Genomic DNA, 18,406 nt, shown 5'->3' on the forward strand with positions numbered 1-18,406 from the left:
GCAGGACATGGCTTCAGAAAGCACTGAGCAGGGCAGCGCCGGGCCGGACCTGGTTGTTGATCTCGGCAACATGGCATCAGCGTCGCTGGCCGCCGTGGGCGGCAAGGCCCTCAACCTCGGCCGGCTTGTTGCCGCCGACTTCCCCGTTCCGCCGGGCTTCTGCCTGACGACGGCGGCTTACCGGAATGCCGCACCCACGGACCTGGACGCCATCGCCGCCCGCCTGGGCGGCATGGAACTGGACAGCATGGAACTGGACGGCATGGAACTGGACGAGGTCGGGCTGGATAGCCTCCTACCGGGCGGCACCCGCCGGGACGGTTCAGAGAGGCTGGCCATGGCGGAAACGTCCGACGGCGGCAACGGACTTTCGCACGACGGCTGGGACAGCCTCGCGCAGCAGGCCCGCGATGCCATGTTGGCAGCGCCGGTGCCGCCCGGCGTCGAGGCCGCCATCCGTGACGCCTACGCCGCGATGGGCAGCGGCCCGGTGGCGGTGCGCTCCTCCGCCACCGCCGAAGACCTCCCCTTCGCCAGCTTCGCAGGGCAGCAGGACTCCTTCATGGACGTGGACGGAGCCGACGCCGTCGTCCAGGCCGTCCGGCGCTGCTGGGCCTCGCTCTGGACGGACCGGGCGGTGGCCTACCGCACCACGAACGGGATCAGCCACCGCGAGGTGGGCCTCGCCGTCGTGGTTCAACGTATGGTGGACGCCGCCACGGCCGGTGTATTGTTCACCGCCAACCCCGTGACCGGCACCCGGACCCAGACGGTCATCGACGCCAGCTCGGGGCCGGGACAGCAGGTGGCGTCCGGCGCCGTGAACCCGGACCACTTCGTGGTGGAGACGGCCTCGGGCCGGATCCTGCACCAGCCAAAGGACCAGCCGTCCACCCTGACCGGGGCGCAGCTTCCCGAACTGACCTCCCTTGGCGACGACGCCCAGCGGCTGTTCGGCGCGCCCCAGGACGTGGAATGGGTGATCGACGACGGCGGCAAAGCCTGGCTGACCCAGTCGCGGCCCATCACCACCCTCTACCCGCTGCCGGAGGAGGACCCGTTCACCGGGCAAACCAGCACGGTGGGGCCGGCCGGCGCAGCGCCAGGCGCGGACACCCGCGTCTACCTGTGCGGCACCCTGATGCAGGGCCTAACCCGCCCCCTCACCCCGATGGGCCTCCATGTGCTGGCCCTCATGCGCGGCAACAACAGCGGGCCGTGGAAAACCCTGAACCCGGGCCTGCGGATGTACGTGGACCTGACACCCATCCTCCGCAACAAATCGGGCCGCGAGGTCATTGCCAAACTGCTGCCGCTCGCGGACGGACGGTCAGCAGCGATCCTCCCTGCCCTCCTCGACGATCCGCGGTTCAGCGCTGCCCGGCCACCCCGCAGGAAAGCCGGCCGCAAGGACAGGACCGCCCCTTCCCGGACGCAGTCCAAAGGCGCTGAAGGCACCCAGGGCCTGGGCGTCTTCCTGGGGATCATTCCCGGCATGGTCCGTGCCCTGCTGTGGCCGGACCGGGAACTGCGGAGGGCGCGGCGGTACCAGGACCGCCTGGCAGACCGGCTGACCCTCCCGCTGCCGGCCACTGCGGCCAGGCGGCTCCAGCACACCGAGGACATCCTTACCATTACGTTCAAGGGGTTGATCCAGGCCTCGCTGCCGGCCCCGGCCATGGGGTACCTGATGCTGGCCGGGGCCCGGAGGCTGCTGCGCGGAATTGCCGAGCCGCGTGAACTTGAGGCTGTGCTGCGCGGGCTGCCCCACAACGTGACCACCATCATGGACCTGGAGCTGTGGCACCTTGCCGCGTCCCTGGGGAAGGACCCGGAAGTCCGCAGGGCGTTCAGTGAGCTGACACCCGGAGACCTGGCGGTCCGCTTCAAGGCGGGCACGCTGCCCGGCGCCGCCCAGTCCGGGCTGCAGGCATTCCTGTCCCAGTACGGCCACCGGGCGGTAGCGGAGATCGACCTGGGGATGCCCAGGTGGTTCGAGGAGCCGGACCACATTCTCGGCATGGTCTCCAACTACCTCCGCGTGGAGGATCCCGAACAGGCCCCGGACCGCCAGTTCGCCAGGGCCGCCGGGCACGCGGAGGCCCGGATCAGCGAACTGGTGGAGCGTGCCGGGACGGAGAGCCGGCTGCGGGGGCGCCTGGTGGCGTTGTGCCTGCACCGGACACGGCAGCTCGCCGGCCTGCGGGAACTGCCCAAGTTCTGCATTGTGCTGGTACTGGCGGAGATGCACCGGCAGCTGGCGGAGGTGGGCGCCGAACTGGTGAAGAACGGAACCATCGGCGACGCCGGTGACGTGTTCTTCCTGGACTTCGACGAACTGCGTGTGGGCCTTCGCGGCGCGGACCTGAAGGGAATCGTCACCCGCCGCCGTCGGCTGTACGACGTCGAACTGCGGCGCCGGCGCATTCCGCGCCTCCTGCTTTCGGACGGCACCGACGTGGAAGCCGCCATGATGGCGGCGGCCGCCGCCCTGCCGCAACAGGCTGCCGCGGACCGCCTGACGGGGACACCCGCTTCCGCGGGCACCGCCACCGGGAGGGTCAGGGTGATCATGGATCCTGTGGGCGCCCGCCTGGAACCAGGCGAAATCCTGGTGGCCCCCTCCACGGACCCCGGCTGGACGCCACTGTTCATGACGGCAGGCGCGTTGGTGATGGAGATGGGCGGTGTCGTCTCGCACGGGGCGGTGGTGGCCCGCGAGTACGGTATTCCCGCCGTGGTGGGTGTTGCCGATGCCACCACGCGGCTGCACGACGGCCAGAGCATCACGGTAGACGGTGCGGCCGGTATCGTGACCTGGTGAGGCGGTTCACCGGGCGTTCGGCCGCCGGACTGTCGATGGCGGGCAGGGGCATTGTTGGGACATGATCTGAAGATGCGCCGATCCGGAAAGACCCTGTCCTGGTGGGTTCCGCCAGCTCTGCGTGGCTACAGGATGGAGTGGCTGCGCCATGACCTGCTGGCCGGCACCGCGCTTTTCGCAATCCTGGTCCCCGCGGGCATGGCGTACGCCCAGGCCGCCGGCCTGCCACCGGTGACCGGCCTCTACGCAACGGTGGTGCCCCTGATTGTCTACGCAGCTGTGGGGCCGTCGCGCGTGCTGGTGCTGGGGCCGGATTCCTCGCTTGCCCCGATGATCGTTGCGGCCCTCATCCCTTTCGCCGCGGCCAACGATGAGGAATCCGTGGCGCTGGCGGGGCTCCTGGCCATCCTGATCGGCGTCATTCTGCTGTGTGGTTCTGCCCTGCGGCTGGGAATCGTCACGGGACTCCTGTCCAAGCCCATCCGGCTCGGCTACCTCAACGGCATCGCCTTGCTGGTGGCCGTGTCCCAGATTCCCACCCTTCTGGGGATCTCCGTGGAAGGCGGCACGCCCTGGGAAAGACTCATCGCCGCGGTGCCGAAGGTACTCGCCGGGGAGACCAACATGGCGGCACTGCTGATTGGCCTGGCCTCGCTGGCGCTCATCCTGGTTCCCCGCTCGCTGAAATGGAAAATACCGGGCGTGCTGATTGCAGTGGTTGCGTCCTGCATCGCCGTGGCCCTGCTGGAACTCCAGGGGCGCGTCCGGGTGACGGGGGCCCTTCCGCAGGGGCTCCCCGCGCCTGCCCTTGGCGGCATTGGCTGGGCCGACGTCCTGGCGTTGTTGCCCGCGGCCGCGGCCATCGCCCTCATCGTCTTTGTTGATACCGGAACCCTGTCCCAGTCCCTGGCCGCGGCGGAGGACAAAAGGGTCTCCGGCAACCATGAAATGGCTGCCCTAGGTGCGGCCAACGCTGCCAGCGGGCTAATGGGAGGCTTCCCGATCTCGGCCAGCACGTCCCGCACGCCCGTGGCCGTGGAGTCCGGGGCAAAAACCCAGGTCACCGGCGTGGTGGGCGCCATCCTGGTGCTCGGCTTTATGCTCCTGGCGCCCGGCACCACCGAGTTCCTGCCGGCCGCCACCCTTGCCGCCATTGTCATCGCCGCAGCCGCAGCACTGGCCGACCCTGCAGGCGTGCGGCGGCTCATCGGCATGAGCCGCAGTGAATCGCTGGTGATGCTCGCGGCGTTTCTGGGGGTCACCATCCTGGGGGTCCTCACGGGCATCGCCGTTGCCGTTGGCCTGGCAATCCTGGACTTCCTGCGGCGGGCCTGGGAGCCCTACCGTGCTGAACTGGTGGATGTGCCCGGGGTGCCGGGATACCACGACGTAAGCCGCCATCCGGACGGGGAACGCGTCCCCGGCATGCTGATCCTGCGCTTCGACGCACCCCTGTTCTTCGGCAACGGAGCGCTGCTGGGGTCCTTCGTGCGCAACAAGCTGGACCAGGCGCCGCCCGGCACCGAACGCGTGGTGCTGGCGGCAGAGCCCGTGACGGGAATCGACACCACCGCACTGGACGAGCTGGTGCAGCTTGACGAATGGCTGGAACGGCACGGCGTGGACCTGGTGTTCGCCGAACTCAAGGGACCGGTTAAAGACAGGCTGCTGCAGTACGGCATGGCCGCCCGTTTCTCGCCCGGACACTTCTACCCGACGGTGGGCGAGGCAGTGCGGGCCTTCCAGCGGCGCTGACAGCAGAGTTCCCTAGCCGAACAGCGCCGCCACCCGGGTCAGGGTTTGGTAGATCCCGTACGCCAGCGGGACACCCACCAGCGCCCAGGCGACGGCGAGTTTGCCGGTGGACATTGTGGCTGGCGCCTTCGCGCCGGTGTTGTGTGCGGTGCTCATCTCAGGCCTCCATGGCAGGTTCGTGTGCCCGTCCGCGGTCCGGGCGGGGTTCGTGGAATCGTGCGTCCACCGGCTTGACCATCAGGTTGGCCAGGAAGCCGATCACCAGCAGCACCACCATGGTCAGCAGCGCCGGCTGGTAGGACACGGCGTTCAGCTGGCCGGGCTTGCCCTGGGCGTCCAGGAACGCGTTGACGATCAGCGGCCCGGCCACACCGGCGGCGGACCAGGCGGTCAGCAGCCGGCCGTGGATGGCACCTACCTGGTAGGTCCCGAAGAGGTCCCGCAGGTAGGCCGGCACGGTGGCGAAACCGCCGCCGTAGAAGGAGATGATGACGAACGCCAGCGCCACGTAGAGGACCGTGGTGGTGGAGCCGGCCAGCGCCAGCACCGTGTAAAGCACGGCGCCGACGCCCAGGTACACCATGTAGATGCGCTTGCGGCCGGTGACGTCGGAGGTGGCGGACCAGGCAAAGCGTCCGGCCATGTTGCCGATGGAGAGAAGCCCCACGAAGCCGGCGGCGACGGCGGCACTCACCAGGGAGACGCCGTCGGACTGGCGGAAGAAGTCCTGGATCATCGGCGCGGCCTGCTCCAGGATGCCGATGCCCGCGGTCACGTTGCAGAACAGCGCGATCCACACCAGCCAGAACTGCCTGGTCTTGACGGCGTTCTTGGCCGAAACGTTCTCCGTGGTGACCAGCTTGGCGGCCTTGACCTTGGCGGGATCGAACCCGGCCGGCTTCCAGCCGTCCGCGGGGACCTTGATGGTGAAGGCGCCGAACAGCATGTAGGCGAGGTAGACGACGGCGAGCGTCAGGAAGAGCTTGCCCACGGCATCGCCGCTGGCCACCCAGTCCGTGGCACCGGAGTTGGGATCGTACATTCTGAGCAGCGCCGTGGAGACGGGGCTGGCGATCAGCGCGCCGCCGCCGAAGCCCATGATGGCCATGCCGGTGGCCAGGCCCGGGCGGTCCGGGAACCATTTGATCAGGGTGGACACCGGTGAGATGTAGCCGATGCCCAGGCCGATTCCGCCCACCACGCCGTAGCCGAGGTACACGAGCCAGAGCTGCTGGGTGAAGATGCCGAGCGATCCGATCAGGAAGCCGCCCGCCCAGAACATGGCTGACGTGAACATGGCCTTGCGCGGGCCGTTCCGGTCCACCCAGGTGCCCATGATGGCGGCGGACAGGCCCAGCATCACGATGGCGATGGAGAAGATCACGCCGATCTCGGTCAGGCTGGCGCCGAAATGCTTGACCAGTGCCGTCTTGTACACGCTCGTGGCGTAGGCCTGGCCGATGCAGAGGTGGACGGCGAGCGCCGCGGGCGGCACCAGCCAGCGGTTGAATCCCGGCGGGGCAACGGTTCGTTCTCGGTCCAGCCAGCCCATGGTGCTCCCTTGCTCGTCAAAGACGTCAGTGTCCTGTAGCTGCCGCAGCGCCTACCCCTCCAGAGGCGAAAGTCCCTCTTACGCGCTGCGGCCTCCGGCAATCATGGGGCAAATAGTAAGCAAACGTATCTTTAATGCGGTGGGCGGTAGGTAATCCGCGACGAACGGCGCCGCCGGAGCACGGCGACAAGGGAGGCTGCACCTGCCAGCACCAGCGCACCAGCCCCGGCGGCGACAGCAGGAAGCGCAACATCGAAGGAACCCTCGGCGATGACTGCGCCTTCGGATGGAGGTGCTGAAGGAGTGGCGGCGGCGGCCGCAGCGGCGGAGCCGTCCGATCCGCCGTCGAACACGGTGACTGTCTTGCTTCCCCTGTTGACCACGGCCACCGAACCATCTGCCGCAATTGCCAGGCGGCCGGGGTCCTCGCCCGTGGCAAGTGTTTGGGCCACGGCATCAGCTCCCGGCGGGATCACCGAGACTGTATTGTCCACACTGTTGGTCACGTACACCGTTCCGTCCGGACCGGCCGCCACCTCCTGCGGTCCGCGGCCCACCCTGATCCGTTGCGACACGGTGGTGCCGGCGGGCTCGATGACGGCGACGTCGCCGGAGAGGACGTTCGCCACGTAGACAGTTCCATCCGGCGCGACGGCGATGCCGTGCGGGCTGGACGTCCTCCCCACGTCAACGGTGTGCGAGGGGCCTGCGGCACCGGCGGGAATCACGGTGACGGTCCCGGCGTGCTGGTTGGCGGCGTACACTGTGCCGTCCCTGGCCACCGCCACCTCTACCGGGAAGGGGCCGGCGTCCAGGACGCGCTCCACGCGGGTTCCACCCGGCGGAACCACCGAAACGGTCCCCTCGGAGGGACTGGCCACATACAGCGACCCGTCCGGTGCTGCGGCCAGCCAATGGTTGCCCTGCGTCAACGGAATGGTCGCGGACACCCCGCTGGCACCGGGCGCCACGACTCCCAGCTCCGTCTGCTGGGACTCGGTGTGCTGGAGCACGTACACCCTTCCGTCGGCAGTGACGGCCAGGGACGTTGAAAAATGGCCCACCGTGATGTGACGGGAGGCCTGGGCCTCGCCCGGCTGGTAGACGCTGACGCCGCCCACCCAGTTGTAGTCACTGACGTACAGAGCCCCGTCGGGACCGTACGCAATACCCAACGGCTGCCCGACAGCGTCAATCACCGTGGCATCGGCGGCGGACGCCGGAACGGCTACGACGGCGGATGCGAGCAAGATTGCGGCGCCGGCCAGCAGCGCCGTCCGGACGGAAGAGACCATGCCGGCGGCACGGCGGAACAGCTTGTGAAGCACGGTGTTTCCCCCAAAACTGCTGCCGACCCCCGCGGCAACCCTCCGATACTACCGCCGGCCGCCGGGTTCGGAACCTGACTTTGGACCCATGGCCACCCGCCCCTGGCGGTGCCAGTATGTGAGCATCAGGTTCACCCCCAGGCGCCCCCAGCCGGGCAGCAAGGACGCGCGGCCATGACCTATATCAGGGACCTCAGCGATGTGGGGCCAGGCGACGTTGCCGTAGCGGGCGGCAAGGCCGTGGGGCTGGGCGGCCTCATCCGGGCCGGGCTGCCGGTCCCGCCCGGGTTCGTGCTCACCACCGCCGCGTACTCAGAGTTCGTGGACGCCAACAACCTCACGGCCGGCATCCAGGAACTCGCGGCGCTGCCACCGGAGGTCGAGCCGCAGGCGTACCAGGATGCCTCCCGGCGCATCAGCGCCCTGTTCGCCACCGGCACCATGCCCGCCGGGATCGCCGCCGAACTCGGTGCCGCCTACGGGCGCCTCGGCAGCGGAACACCCGTGGCAGTCCGCTCCTCCGCCACGGCCGAGGACCTCGCCTCGGCCAGTTTCGCGGGGCAGCAGGAAACCTCCCTGAACGTCCGCGGCATGGTGGAACTGTCCACGGCAGTGACCGGCTGCTGGGCCTCGCTCTGGACGGCGCGCGCCATGTCCTACCGCGCGCGTGAAGGAGTGGAACCCGGCCAGGTGCGCCTCGCCGTCGTGATCCAGCAGATGGTGGAGGCCGAGGCCGCCGGGGTCATGTTCACCGCCAACCCCGCCAACGGCCGGCGGGACCAGACTGTGATCAGTGCCGCGTGGGGCCTGGGCGAGTCGGTGGTCAGCGGGACGGTCACCACCGATGACGTGGTGGTGGACACCGGGACCGGCTCCGTGCTGTCGCGGCGGACAGCGGACAAGGACGTCATGACCGTCTACGCGGAGAACGGCACCCGGGAGCAGCCGGTGGCGGCAGCCCGCCGTCGTGAACCCGTCCTCGATGACCGGGAGACGGCGGAACTTGCCGGCCACGGACAGCGGGCCGCCGCGCACTTCGGCGCGCCGCAGGACATCGAGTGGGCGCGGGCCGGTGGCCGGTTCTTCATCCTGCAGTCCCGCCCCATCACCGCACTGCCCGAGCCGACGGCCGACACCCCGGAGGCCTGGCCCGTGCCATACCCGAACGGGCTCTACTTCCGCGCGAGCATCGTGGAACAACTGCCGGACCCGCTCACGCCGCTGTTCGCCGACCTGGTGGACGGCTCCGTGGCAAAGTCGCTGCAGGCCCTGATAGCGGAGGCCCTGGGCAGGAACGTCATCCGCGACGGCGACGTTGGACTGCCCACCGTCAACGGCTACGCCTACTACTATTACCGCACCTCGGGACTGCTGCGGATGACAGGGCGACTGGTGACGGCGCTGGGTGCGCTGGCCCGCGGCAAGGCGCACATGGGGATCGCCGGCTGGCGCGGGTTCTCCCACCCCCGCTACGAACAGGCCATCAAGGACTGGCAGGCGAAGCCCCCGGCGGAGCTCACCGGCGGGGAACTGCTGGCGGGCGCGCAGGCGCTGCTGGACGCCGGCACCGTATATTACACGGCCGTGCAGTCCATCATTCCGCTCGCCACCAGCAGCGAGCTCGCCTTCCGCACCTTCTACGACAAGATGGTCCGGCGTGCCGGGGATCCGCCGGCCCAGACGTTCCTCCTGGGGTACGACAGCGAACCCATCCGGGCGGAGAAGTCCCTGTGGGACCTGGCCGCCTGGGCCCGCAGTGACCCCGGGCTGACATCAGTGCTGCTGGAACGGCCGACGGCGGAGCTCGCCGAGTGCCAGCGCACAGGGTCGCCGCCCGCAGGGGTGGACGACGCCCTGTGGCAGGAGTGGCGCTTCGCCTTCCGGGAGCACCTGGACCTCTACGGCCATGCGGTCTACAACCTGGATTTCGCTACCGCGGTGGCCGCCGATGATCCGTCCACCCTTCTGGCGACGGTGAAGTTCTACCTGCGGGGGCAGGGCACCGACCCGCATGAGCGGCAGCGGCTGTTGACCGAGCGCCGGGAGGCTCTGACTGAACAGGTGGCCGCCCGGCTGGGGCCGCGCCGCCGGGCCGCCTTTCTACGGCTGCTTAGGTGGGCCCAGCACACCGCGCCAATCCGCGAGGACGCGCTGGCCGACGTCGGACTCGCGTGGCCGCTGCTGCGGCAGATGCTGCTGGAACTCGGGCGCCGGCTGGTGGCTTCCGGCGTCATCACGGAGCCCGCCGACGTGTTCTGGCTGCGCTTCCAGGAGGTGCGGACCGCCGTTGAGTTCGGCCTCGCCGCACCCGGGGCCCAGGCCGTCATCACCGGAGCGAACCGCCCCGTCCGCGCTGCCGCCGTCGAGGAACGCCGGATGCTGTGGCGGGGCCAGGCGAGGGCCGCCGCCCCACAGATGCTCCCGGAGCGCCGGTGGATGGAGAAGGCCTTCGGGTCCATGATGCCGGCGGCGTCGCAGCGCCAGCACGGCGATGTCATCAAGGGCGTGGGTGCCAGTTCTGGACGGGTCACCGCTCCGGCCCGCGTCCTGGGCGGGCCCCGGGACTTCGGCCGGATGGAGCCCGGAGATGTCCTGGTTGCCCGGATCACCACACCCGCCTGGACACCGCTGTTCGCCATGGCCTCCGCCATCGTGACGGACGTGGGCGGCCCGCTGAGCCACAGCTCCATCGTGGCCCGCGAGTACGGCATCCCCGCCGTCCTTGGCACCGGCGCGGCTACGCAGCGGCTGGCCACCGGCCAGCAGGTCACCGTGGATGGGGACGCCGGCACGGTCACCATCGAGCACCCGTGAGTGAGGAGCCGGCATGAGGGAACAGCATCCGCCGACGCTGCGTTTTCTGGGGGCGACGGACACCGTGACGGGTTCCCGGTACCTGGTCCGGTCGCAGGGCCGGCACGTCCTGGTGGACTGCGGGCTCTTCCAGGGGTACAAGCGCCTCCGCGACCGCAACCGCGTGCCCTTCCCGGTCAATCCTGCAAGCATCGACGCCGTTGTCCTGACGCATGCGCATCTGGACCACACCGGGTACATCCCCGCGCTGGTCCGGGACGGTTTCCGCGGCCCCGTATACGCAACGGCCGGGACCACCGAGCTGTGCAAGCTGCTGCTTCCGGACAGCGGATACCTCCAGGAAGAGGAAGCCCGCTACGCAGACCACACCGGATCCACGTCGCACCACCCTCCCGTTCCCCTCTATACGGCAGCCGACGCCGTCCGGTCACTCGACAGTTTCATCACCCGCGACTTCGACGCGCCGGTCCCGCTGCCCGGAGGCATCGAGGCAACGTTCCTGCCCGCCGGCCACATCCTCGGCGCGGCACAGGTGCACCTCAAACTGGGCGGCCGGACCGTCCACTTCACCGGGGATCTTGGCCGCGCGCAGGACCCGCTGATGTACCCGCCCCGGGCACTGGAACCGGTCAACGTTCTGGTCACCGAATCCACCTACGGCGACCGGGAACACCCGGCGGGAAACCCGGAAACCGAACTGGGCGAGATCATCAGGCGGGTGGCCAAGCGGCAGGGGGTCATCATGATCGCTGCGTTCGCGGTGGGCCGGGCCGAGACGGTGCTGCTGCACCTCTCACGCCTCCTGGCCAAAGGCGCCATTCCGCCGATCCCCGTCTACCTGAACAGCCCCATGGCCATCGACGCGTCCGGCATGTACCAGCGGCACCGCGAGGAACACCGGCTCAAGGACCACGAATTCGAGGCCATGTACAAAGTGGCCGTCCCCGTCCGCAGCCCGGACGAGTCCAAACTGCTCAACCTCCGCGGTGGGCCCATGATCATCATCTCGGCCAGCGGCATGCTCACCGGCGGACGGATCCTCCATCACCTGGCAAGCTACGGACCCGACAGGCGGAACGCCATCATCCTCAGCGGCTACCAGGCGGGCGGAACCAGGGGCGCTTCCCTGGCCGCGGGCGAAAAGTACCTGCGCATCTACGGCCAGGAAGTCAGGATCGAGGCGGAGGTCATCCAGATGGAAGGACTGTCCGCGCACGCCGACTCCAACGAAATCATCCAATGGATGAAGGCTGCCCCCCAGGCGCCGTCCATGACGTACATCACCCACGGGGAACCGGACGCCTCGGACACCCTCCGGGCGCGCATCAAGCACCAGCTCGGATGGAAAGTCCGCGTCCCGGAGCATCTGGAGACCATCTCGCTCGAGAACCCCCGCTGACGGACCGTCGGCAGGCCTCGCCCCGGGGGCGGGTGCGCCTACTCCTCGCGCATCCCGGGGTGCACCGGAACGAAGTCAATTTTGTTGCCGGAGTTCGAGCGGCCGGCGGACGTCCGGGAGTATCCCCGCGCGTCGAGGTTGTTCTTCGCCCTGAATTCCGCCAGGGCGGCGTCATAGGCGTGGTTGAGGGCCTGGCCTGAGAACTCGCCGGTGCTGCCGTCGTTGAAATTGATCCTGATGCGGACGCTGGCGGGGTAGCGCCGGTTCATCCGGATGAAGCCTTCTGCGTCCTGCTGGAGAGTAATCACGGAGAAACTGCTTTCGTTGTGGCCGGACTCCAAGTCTCGCGCACCTTGCAGCATCCACCACAAATTCGCCAATGTGACGTGAACGACAGCCTGGGAATTAGTCAAATGGACGGACGACGGGCCTTTGTGCGACACTTCACAGGTTTTGGTGTGGTGTGCGCCACTTCCGTTCACCCAACAGCGTCCACCCCCGAACCGCATCACCCGCGCTCTTCCATGGAGGGAACCCACACTTATGAGCGGTGTTTTGTCAGCAATAAATAGCGTGATCTGGAGCGACTGGCTGGTTTATCTCTGCCTCGCCACCGGAGTCTACTTCTCGGTCCGGACACGCTTCCTGCAGGTCCGGCACGTCAAGGGAATGATCGAGCAGCTGTTCCGGGGCGAAAAGTCCGCCTCCGGCGTCTCCTCGTTCCAGGCCCTGGCCATGTCCCTGTCCGGCCGCGTGGGCACAGGCAACATCGCCGGCGTCGCCACCGCGATCGCCTTCGGCGGACCGGGCGCCCTGTTCTGGATGTGGGCTGTGGCCTTCCTGGGCGCCTCCACGTCCTTCATCGAGTCCACCCTCGGCCAGATCTACAAGACCCGCGACCCGCTGTCCGGCGAGTACCGCGGCGGCCCGGCCTACTACCTCTCCCGCGCGCTCTCCCACACCAAGGGCGCCGGCTTCTTCAAGGTCTACGGCTACGTCTTCGCCGCCGTGACCGTCCTGGCCTGCGGCGTCCTGATGCCGGGTGTCCAGGCCAACTCCATGGCCACCGCCATCGCCAGTGCCTGGACCATTGACCCCTGGATCGTCTCGGTCGGCTCCGTGATCGTCCTGGCGTTCGTCATTATCGGCGGCGTCAAGCGAATCGCCAGCGTCGCCTCGTTCGTGGTGCCGTTCATGGCCGTCGGCTACATCATCCTCGCCCTGATCGTCGTGTTCATCAACGCCTCCCAGCTCCCGGAGATCCTCTCGCTGGTGTTCCGCAGCGCCTTCGGCATGGATTCCGCCCTCGGCGCCATCATCGGCCTGGCCGTGATGTGGGGCGTCAAGCGCGGCGTCTACTCCAACGAGGCCGGCCAGGGCACGGGCCCGCACGCCGCTGCCGCCGCCGAGGTCTCCCACCCGGCCAAGCAGGGCCTGGTCCAGGCCTTCGCGGTGTACATCGACACGCTGTTCGTCTGCTCGGCCACCGGCTTCCTGATCCTCTCCACCGGCGCCTACCGCGTCTTCTCCGGAGGAACCGAAGACGGTGAGATCCTCGCCGAGGGCGGCCTGCTGTCCGCGACGGCCGTCGTCGGGCCCCAGTACGTGCAGACCGGGTTCGACTCCGTCTTCCCCGGCGTGGGTGCCGCGTTCATCGCCGTCACCCTGTTCTTCTTCTGCCTGACCACGATCATCGCCTACTACTACATGGCGGAAACCAACCTCCGGTTCCTGGTGGGCAAGTCCTCCAACAAGGTGATCCCCGGCATCCGTGCCAGCGTGGGCCGCGTAACCACCATGGCCCTGCAGGTGGGCATCCTGATCGCCGTCGCCTACGGCTGCGTGAACACCGCCGCCAACGCGTGGGTGATGGGGGACATCGGCGTCGGCCTCATGGCATGGCTGAACATCATCGGCATCCTGATCCTGCAGAAGCCGGCCTTTAAGGCGCTCAAGGACTTTGAGCGGCAGCAGAAGCTCGGCCTCGACCCGGTCTTCGACCCCCGGCCCCTCGGAATCACCGGGGCCACCTTCTGGGAGTCCTACAAGCCGGCCGAGCGCGAGAAGGAATCCGCCCGCGCCTAGTACGCACCGCACGCAGTACACAATGCACTGAGTACACACTGGACCGTGCGCCGCGCCCTTTGCGCGGCGCACGGCCACACCCCCGCCGCCGTCAAGGCGCCATTAAGGGGCGGCGTCATCAAGACCCCTGATTCTGGAACACAACCCCCGCTGTGATAATCCGGTAGGTATGTCTTCCTTACCCGAATCTTCGACGACGGCCTCAGCCGCCGAAGAACGCAGCGCCCGCATCGCCGTCACACTCTTCCCCGTGCTGATCCTGGCCGGAGGTGCCGTGGCGCTTGCCACCCCCACCGCCTTCACCGGGCTCGGCCCCTGGATCAACCCCCTGCTGGGGGTCATCATGTTCGGCATGGGGCTGACCCTCACTCCCCCTGACTTTGCCGTTATCGCCAAACGACCCGTCCCCGTGGTGATCGGCGTGGTGGCGCAGTACGCCATCATGCCGCTGCTGGGCTGGCTGATCGCGGCGGCGCTGGGGCTGCCGCCGGCGCTGGCAGCCGGCGTCATCCTGGTGGGCTGCTGCCCCGGCGGAACAGCCTCCAACGTGGTCTCCTACCTGGCCCGGGGCGACGTCGCCCTCTCCGTGGCGATGACCACCGTGTCCACGCTGCTTGCTCCCTTGCTGACCCCCGTCCTGGCGCTGTGGCTGGCCGGCCAGTACATGCCGGTGGATGCCGGCTCCATGGCGTGGTCCATCGTGCAGATCGTGCTGTTCCCCGTGCTGTTGGGGCTCATTATCCGGCTCTTCCTGCCGCGCCTGGTCACCAAGGCACTGCCCGCACTCCCCTGGATTTCGGTCCTCGCCATCACGGCCGTGGTGGTTGCGGTGGTTGCCGCCAGCGCGAAGGCCATCTTCGCCGCAGGGCTGCTGGTCCTTGTGGCCGTCATCCTGCACAACGGCCTCGGTTATGCCCTTGGCTACGGCGCCGCCCGCCTGTTCAAGCTGCCGGTTCCTTCCCGCCGCACCACCGCGGTTGAGGTGGGCATGCAGAACTCGGGCCTCGCGGCAGGCCTGGCCCGGCAGTACCTGACCCCCGAATCTGCACTGCCTGGCGCCATTTTCTCCGTCTGGCACAACGTGTCCGGAGCCGTGCTGGCCGCTTACTGGCGCCGCCGCAGCACTCCCGCGCAGCGCCAGGGCGAGGCGGTCCCGGCGGCCGTTACGGAGTAGTCCGGGTTCCTTCCGGAGGTCCTGCAGGCTCCGCCTGCTCCCCCGGCTTCCGGGCGATGACCGTGTACGTGCAGGGCACACGGTCCCGCTCGGCTTCGGGCCACGCGAAACCGTCCGGCACCTCCACCATGCGGGGTGCGAACTTCCACGGGAGGGTCCTCCCCTCCTCCAGGCGGAGAATCTGCAGGCCGGCTCCTATCAGGGAGTTGATGATGGCGGACAAAGGATGCGCCCACTCATAGGTCCGGGAATGCGCCACCGTGCCGTCCCCCGCGTAGGTTGTCGCGTCGTCCCACACCTGCGCCTGGCCTGTGCCGAAGTACGGGTACCGGAGCTGCAGTCCGTCCGCGTGCTCGTCAATGGCGTACAGGGCCGGGTGCCCGTCCCTGATGTAGAAGGTCCCTCCCGGCCGCAGGAGCCCTGCCACCTGGACCGCCCAGCGCTCCAGGTCAGGCAGCCAGTTGATCGTGCCGATGCTTGTGTACACCAGATCGAAAGAGCCGACGACGGCGGCGCGGGCTTCCAGGACGTCCGTCTCCACCCACGTGGCGTCCAAGCCAAGACGCGCGGCCAGGCTGGCGGCGGACGCCAGGGCGGCCGGGGAGAAGTCGACGCCGGTGACGCGGGCCCCGGCCCTGGCCAGGGACAGCGTGTCCGTGCCGATGTGGCACTGAAGGTGGCACACGTCCAGGCCGGAGACCGTGCCGTTCGGGAGGTAGGGCACCAGGGCGGAGAGGTCCGTCCGGACAACGCTGGTCAGATGGCTGGGATCATCCAGAGCACTGACGCCGTACGCCTCTTCGTGCAGGGGGACCCGGTCCTCCCAGTTGGCCAGGTTGCTGGCGCGTGCGGAATCCCAGTCGATCGCCATCCGGCTGTCACTCATGCTGGCGAGTCTATGCCGGGGCCTGCAGGGCGTGTGCCGTCCCGGACCATGCGGAATTCAGGCAGCGACTCCCACTCGGGTGGCAGCGTGTTGCGTTTCCCGTCGGGACGGAAGCCCTGCTTGAGGTAGAAGGCAAGCGCCCGCGGGTTGTCCTCCACCACCCAGAGGTAGGCTGGCCCGTCGCCGATGGCGGCACGCATCAGTGCTGCGCCGAGCCCCGTTCCATACGTCCGGCGGAGGGTGTAGATCGAGTACAGCTCCAGCGCTTCGGGGCCGTCGACGTCGCGGCCGGGCCCGGCGTCCGCGAAGCCTACCAGTTCGTTGTTGGCGTCCACGGCGATGATCCGCGGGTCCGGGACAGCCAGGTGCGGCCGGCGCCGCTCCACCCGTTCCGGGATGCTGGCCCTGCGGCCGCGGAAGAACCCGGGCGAGAGCAGGTGCGGGTAGCACTCCTCATGCGCCATTGTCTGCATGAGCACCACCGCCTCGGCGTCCTCGGGGGTGGCCTGGCGAAGCTGGAAGTCCATTGCGCCAGCCTAGCCACGGACCAGGTGAGTTGCCGTGCAGGCGTCCGTGCCGCATTGTTTTCCGTTCCGCCACGCCCTACCGTGAAGGGACGGTCGGCCGAAGCAGGTGCAGCCATGCGGAGTATCTCGTGGTTATCGCGCGGCCTCCTGCTGTGCCTCCTCCTGGCCGCCACTCTCGGTGCTGCTGCCCCTCCTGTCCAGCGCGGGCAGGACTACCAGGCCGTGGACTCGTTCCTGCGGGAACAAATGGATACGCTCGGCATTCCCGGTGCCGCCATCGCCGTCGTCCGTGACGGGACCCGGGTGCACTCCGCCGCCTTCGGCCACGCTGACTCTTCCGGACGGCCGATGACTGCCCAGACCCCGGTCCTGCTGGCCTCCACCAGCAAGTCCCTCACCGCAATCGCCGTGATGCAGCAGGTTGAGGCGGGGCGGCTGCGGCTGGATGAGCCGGTTCAGACCTACCTGCCGTGGTTCACGCTCAACGACCCACGTTCGGCGGCCATCACCGTCAGGCACCTGCTCCACCAGGCCAGCGGCATGAGCTCCCGGGACACCGCTTTCGAAGCCTCCCGCCGACAGGACCCGGAAGCACTGGAGGAAACGGTCCGCGCCCTGGCGGACGCTCCCCTGGCCGGTGAACCGGGCCGGGGCTTCCACTACGCCAGCGCCAACTTCAACATTCTGGGCGTCCTGGTGCAGACCGTCTCCGGCCAGCCTTTCGGGGACTATCTGGAAGAGCACGTCTTTGGGCCACTGGACATGCTCCACAGCCATCCCACCCGGGCTGCCGCGCAGGACGACAGTGTTGCGGCCGGCTATTCCCGGTGGTTCAGCTCGTCCTGGCTGCCGACCGACGTCCCCGCACCCCTCGCCGGGATGCCGTCCAGCACCCTCTACGCCTCCGCCGAGGACCTGGGCAACGGGCTGGCGGCACTGCTCGACGGCGGCCGGTACGGAAGGGCGCGGATCCTTGAGCCTGCGAGCGTGGCCGCGATGTTCGAACCCCGGGTGCAGGTGGACGGGTCCAAGGGGTACGCCATGGGCTGGTTCACCCGGCCACTGGTGGAGTCCGTGGCCGCCTCCCGGCCGGCCCCGGACGGGGACCTGCCGCTGCTGCTGGAGCACCAGGGGGAATGGGGCAACAGCCACACCTACCTGGCCATGGTTCCGGCCTCCGGCCTGGGCGTCGCCCTGGTGATCAACGGCAACGACACAGCAGCGCCATCCCGGCTCAAGGCCATCGACACCAACGTCCTGCGGATCCTCCATGGCCACTCCCCCGTGCCCGCGGTCATCCACGAGGACTGGCTGCAGCGCTACAGCTGGGCCGTTGCGCTGGCTTTGCTGGTGGCGGAGGTGCTGAGCCTGTCGCTGTCGCTCCGTTTCCTGCTCCGGGGACGCTCCGCCCCCGGACGCCGGCAGGCACCCCTGGCCCTGGGCACGGCCGCGCTCGCCCTGGACGGTTTCGCCCTGTGGCTGTGCCTCGCCTACGCGCCCGCCCGGTTCGACACCCACCTGTCCGTGATCATCCGCCAGTTTCCTGACGTCGGAGTCTCGCTGGTGCCCGTCCTTGGGCTGGCGATCATCTGGCCCATCCCGCGGACCGTATGGCTCCTGGCACAGCTGAGGACCGCAGAAGCTACCGGTCCGTCTTGACCACCGTGAACAGCACCGCCGAGTCCTCCTCGGCCTCCAGGCTGTGCAGCCCGTCCGGGACGATGAGGAGGTCACCGGCCTTGCCCTGCCAGGCCTCACCGCCGGACTTAAGCCAGACCGATCCCCTGATCACGTAAACCGTGGCCTCGCCTGGATTCTGGTGCTCGCTCAGCTGGGTGCCGGCCCGGAAGGCCATGACCGTCTGGCGCAGCTTCTTCTCGTGGCCGCCGAACGCCGTGTCCGCCGCCCGCCCGCTGGGAGCCGCCACCGCCGCCTCGAGCTGCTGGCGGGCCAGGGCATCAATCGATATCTTCTGCATTCGGACACCGTACCCACCGCGGACAGCCAGAGCTAGGAGACTGCTGAACTAAGTGCTTTATGGGGCTGGTCCGGGGCGTTCACG

Annotated in this window: 14 protein-coding genes; 7 read left to right on the top strand and 7 right to left on the bottom strand. The window is 68.7% G+C overall.

Annotated elements, in window-relative coordinates:
- The first annotated feature begins 7 nt into the window (after positions 1–7).
- Together AC6CHP_RS10495 and AC6CHP_RS10500 are read left to right on the top strand one after the other, a co-directional pair.
- On the top strand, positions 8–2,824 hold the full coding sequence (locus tag AC6CHP_RS10495; protein WP_498229680.1) for a PEP/pyruvate-binding domain-containing protein: 2,817 nt from the start codon (positions 8–10) through the stop codon (positions 2,822–2,824).
- A 72-nt stretch (positions 2,825–2,896) separates the two neighbouring features.
- Positions 2,897–4,579, top strand: a complete 1,683-nt coding sequence (locus AC6CHP_RS10500) for a SulP family inorganic anion transporter (RefSeq protein ID WP_498229682.1) — start codon at positions 2,897–2,899, stop codon at positions 4,577–4,579.
- A gap of 12 nt (positions 4,580–4,591) precedes the next feature.
- Here the strand turns inward: AC6CHP_RS10500 and AC6CHP_RS10505 are convergent, their stop codons facing one another.
- From AC6CHP_RS10505 to AC6CHP_RS10515, 3 genes are all read right to left on the bottom strand, one after another.
- A complete protein-coding gene (locus AC6CHP_RS10505; protein WP_188730686.1) occupies positions 4,592–4,735 on the bottom strand; it encodes an MFS transporter small subunit in 144 nt (47 codons plus the stop codon).
- A gap of 1 nt (position 4,736) precedes the next feature.
- Entirely contained in the window at positions 4,737–6,131 is a 1,395-nt protein-coding gene (locus AC6CHP_RS10510) for an OFA family MFS transporter (protein ID WP_104186313.1), read from the bottom strand.
- A 131-nt stretch (positions 6,132–6,262) separates the two neighbouring features.
- Positions 6,263–7,459: a Vgb family protein gene (locus tag AC6CHP_RS10515; protein WP_498229685.1), complete on the bottom strand. Its 1,197-nt coding sequence runs from the start codon at positions 7,457–7,459 to the stop codon at positions 6,263–6,265.
- A 174-nt stretch (positions 7,460–7,633) separates the two neighbouring features.
- Here AC6CHP_RS10515 and AC6CHP_RS10520 point away from each other — a divergent pair, with 174 nt between their 5' ends.
- Complete coding sequence (locus AC6CHP_RS10520) at positions 7,634–10,273, top strand: PEP/pyruvate-binding domain-containing protein (protein WP_498229687.1); 2,640 nt, start codon at positions 7,634–7,636, stop codon at positions 10,271–10,273.
- Positions 10,274–10,286: 13 nt separating this feature from the next.
- On the top strand, positions 10,287–11,672 hold the full coding sequence (locus AC6CHP_RS10525; protein ID WP_498229689.1) for an MBL fold metallo-hydrolase RNA specificity domain-containing protein: 1,386 nt from the start codon (positions 10,287–10,289) through the stop codon (positions 11,670–11,672).
- A 38-nt stretch (positions 11,673–11,710) separates the two neighbouring features.
- On the opposite strand, the gene AC6CHP_RS10530 is transcribed toward AC6CHP_RS10525, so the two are convergent.
- On the bottom strand, positions 11,711–11,980 hold the full coding sequence (locus AC6CHP_RS10530; RefSeq protein WP_188730695.1) for a hypothetical protein: 270 nt from the start codon (positions 11,978–11,980) through the stop codon (positions 11,711–11,713).
- A gap of 235 nt (positions 11,981–12,215) precedes the next feature.
- Between AC6CHP_RS10530 and AC6CHP_RS10535 the strand changes: the two genes are divergently transcribed.
- Positions 12,216–13,757, top strand: coding sequence for an alanine/glycine:cation symporter family protein (locus AC6CHP_RS10535; protein ID WP_498229692.1), 1,542 nt, complete (start codon positions 12,216–12,218; stop codon positions 13,755–13,757).
- Between the two features lie 169 nt (positions 13,758–13,926).
- Positions 13,927–14,931 carry a bile acid:sodium symporter family protein gene (locus AC6CHP_RS10540; protein ID WP_188811311.1) on the top strand — a complete coding sequence of 335 codons (1,005 nt, stop codon included), beginning with the start codon at positions 13,927–13,929 and terminating at the stop codon, positions 14,929–14,931.
- Here the strand turns inward: AC6CHP_RS10540 and AC6CHP_RS10545 are convergent.
- Positions 14,921–15,817, bottom strand: a complete 897-nt coding sequence (locus tag AC6CHP_RS10545) for a class I SAM-dependent methyltransferase (protein WP_498229694.1) — start codon at positions 15,815–15,817, stop codon at positions 14,921–14,923. The two genes, AC6CHP_RS10540 and AC6CHP_RS10545, sit on opposite strands and share 11 nt — an antisense overlap.
- On the bottom strand, positions 15,814–16,344 hold the full coding sequence (locus AC6CHP_RS10550; protein WP_498229696.1) for a GNAT family N-acetyltransferase: 531 nt from the start codon (positions 16,342–16,344) through the stop codon (positions 15,814–15,816). The genes AC6CHP_RS10545 and AC6CHP_RS10550 overlap by 4 nt, the downstream gene beginning before the upstream one ends.
- Before the next feature lie 114 nt (positions 16,345–16,458).
- On the opposite strand from AC6CHP_RS10550, the gene AC6CHP_RS10555 reads away from it, so the two are divergent.
- Positions 16,459–18,003, top strand: coding sequence for a serine hydrolase domain-containing protein (locus AC6CHP_RS10555; RefSeq protein WP_377194898.1), 1,545 nt, complete (start codon positions 16,459–16,461; stop codon positions 18,001–18,003).
- On the opposite strand, the gene AC6CHP_RS10560 is transcribed toward AC6CHP_RS10555, so the two are convergent.
- Positions 17,987–18,322 (bottom strand): cupin domain-containing protein, encoded by a 336-nt coding sequence (locus AC6CHP_RS10560; protein ID WP_104186300.1) that lies wholly within the window; start codon positions 18,320–18,322, stop codon positions 17,987–17,989. The genes AC6CHP_RS10555 and AC6CHP_RS10560 overlap by 17 nt on opposite strands.
- Between the last annotated feature and the right edge of the window lie 84 nt (positions 18,323–18,406).

The sequence above is a fragment of the Pseudarthrobacter sp. GQ63 genome, from assembly GCF_059758765.1.

What these genes read in the sequence shown, in the direction of transcription:
- AC6CHP_RS10520 (WP_498229687.1), top strand. Translation starts at nt 7,634, where the DNA reads ATGACCTATATCAGGGACCTCAGCGATGTGGGGCCAGGCGACGTTGCC.
- AC6CHP_RS10500 (WP_498229682.1), top strand. Translation starts at nt 2,897, where the DNA reads ATGCGCCGATCCGGAAAGACCCTGTCCTGGTGGGTTCCGCCAGCTCTG.
- AC6CHP_RS10495 (WP_498229680.1), top strand. Translation starts at nt 8, where the DNA reads ATGGCTTCAGAAAGCACTGAGCAGGGCAGCGCCGGGCCGGACCTGGTT.
- AC6CHP_RS10510 (WP_104186313.1), bottom strand. Translation starts at nt 6,131, where the DNA reads ATGGGCTGGCTGGACCGAGAACGAACCGTTGCCCCGCCGGGATTCAAC.
- AC6CHP_RS10560 (WP_104186300.1), bottom strand. Translation starts at nt 18,322, where the DNA reads ATGCAGAAGATATCGATTGATGCCCTGGCCCGCCAGCAGCTCGAGGCG.
- AC6CHP_RS10555 (WP_377194898.1), top strand. Translation starts at nt 16,459, where the DNA reads ATGCGGAGTATCTCGTGGTTATCGCGCGGCCTCCTGCTGTGCCTCCTC.
- AC6CHP_RS10535 (WP_498229692.1), top strand. Translation starts at nt 12,216, where the DNA reads ATGAGCGGTGTTTTGTCAGCAATAAATAGCGTGATCTGGAGCGACTGG.
- AC6CHP_RS10545 (WP_498229694.1), bottom strand. Translation starts at nt 15,817, where the DNA reads ATGAGTGACAGCCGGATGGCGATCGACTGGGATTCCGCACGCGCCAGC.
- AC6CHP_RS10540 (WP_188811311.1), top strand. Translation starts at nt 13,927, where the DNA reads ATGTCTTCCTTACCCGAATCTTCGACGACGGCCTCAGCCGCCGAAGAA.
- AC6CHP_RS10525 (WP_498229689.1), top strand. Translation starts at nt 10,287, where the DNA reads ATGAGGGAACAGCATCCGCCGACGCTGCGTTTTCTGGGGGCGACGGAC.
- AC6CHP_RS10505 (WP_188730686.1), bottom strand. Translation starts at nt 4,735, where the DNA reads ATGAGCACCGCACACAACACCGGCGCGAAGGCGCCAGCCACAATGTCC.
- AC6CHP_RS10550 (WP_498229696.1), bottom strand. Translation starts at nt 16,344, where the DNA reads ATGGACTTCCAGCTTCGCCAGGCCACCCCCGAGGACGCCGAGGCGGTG.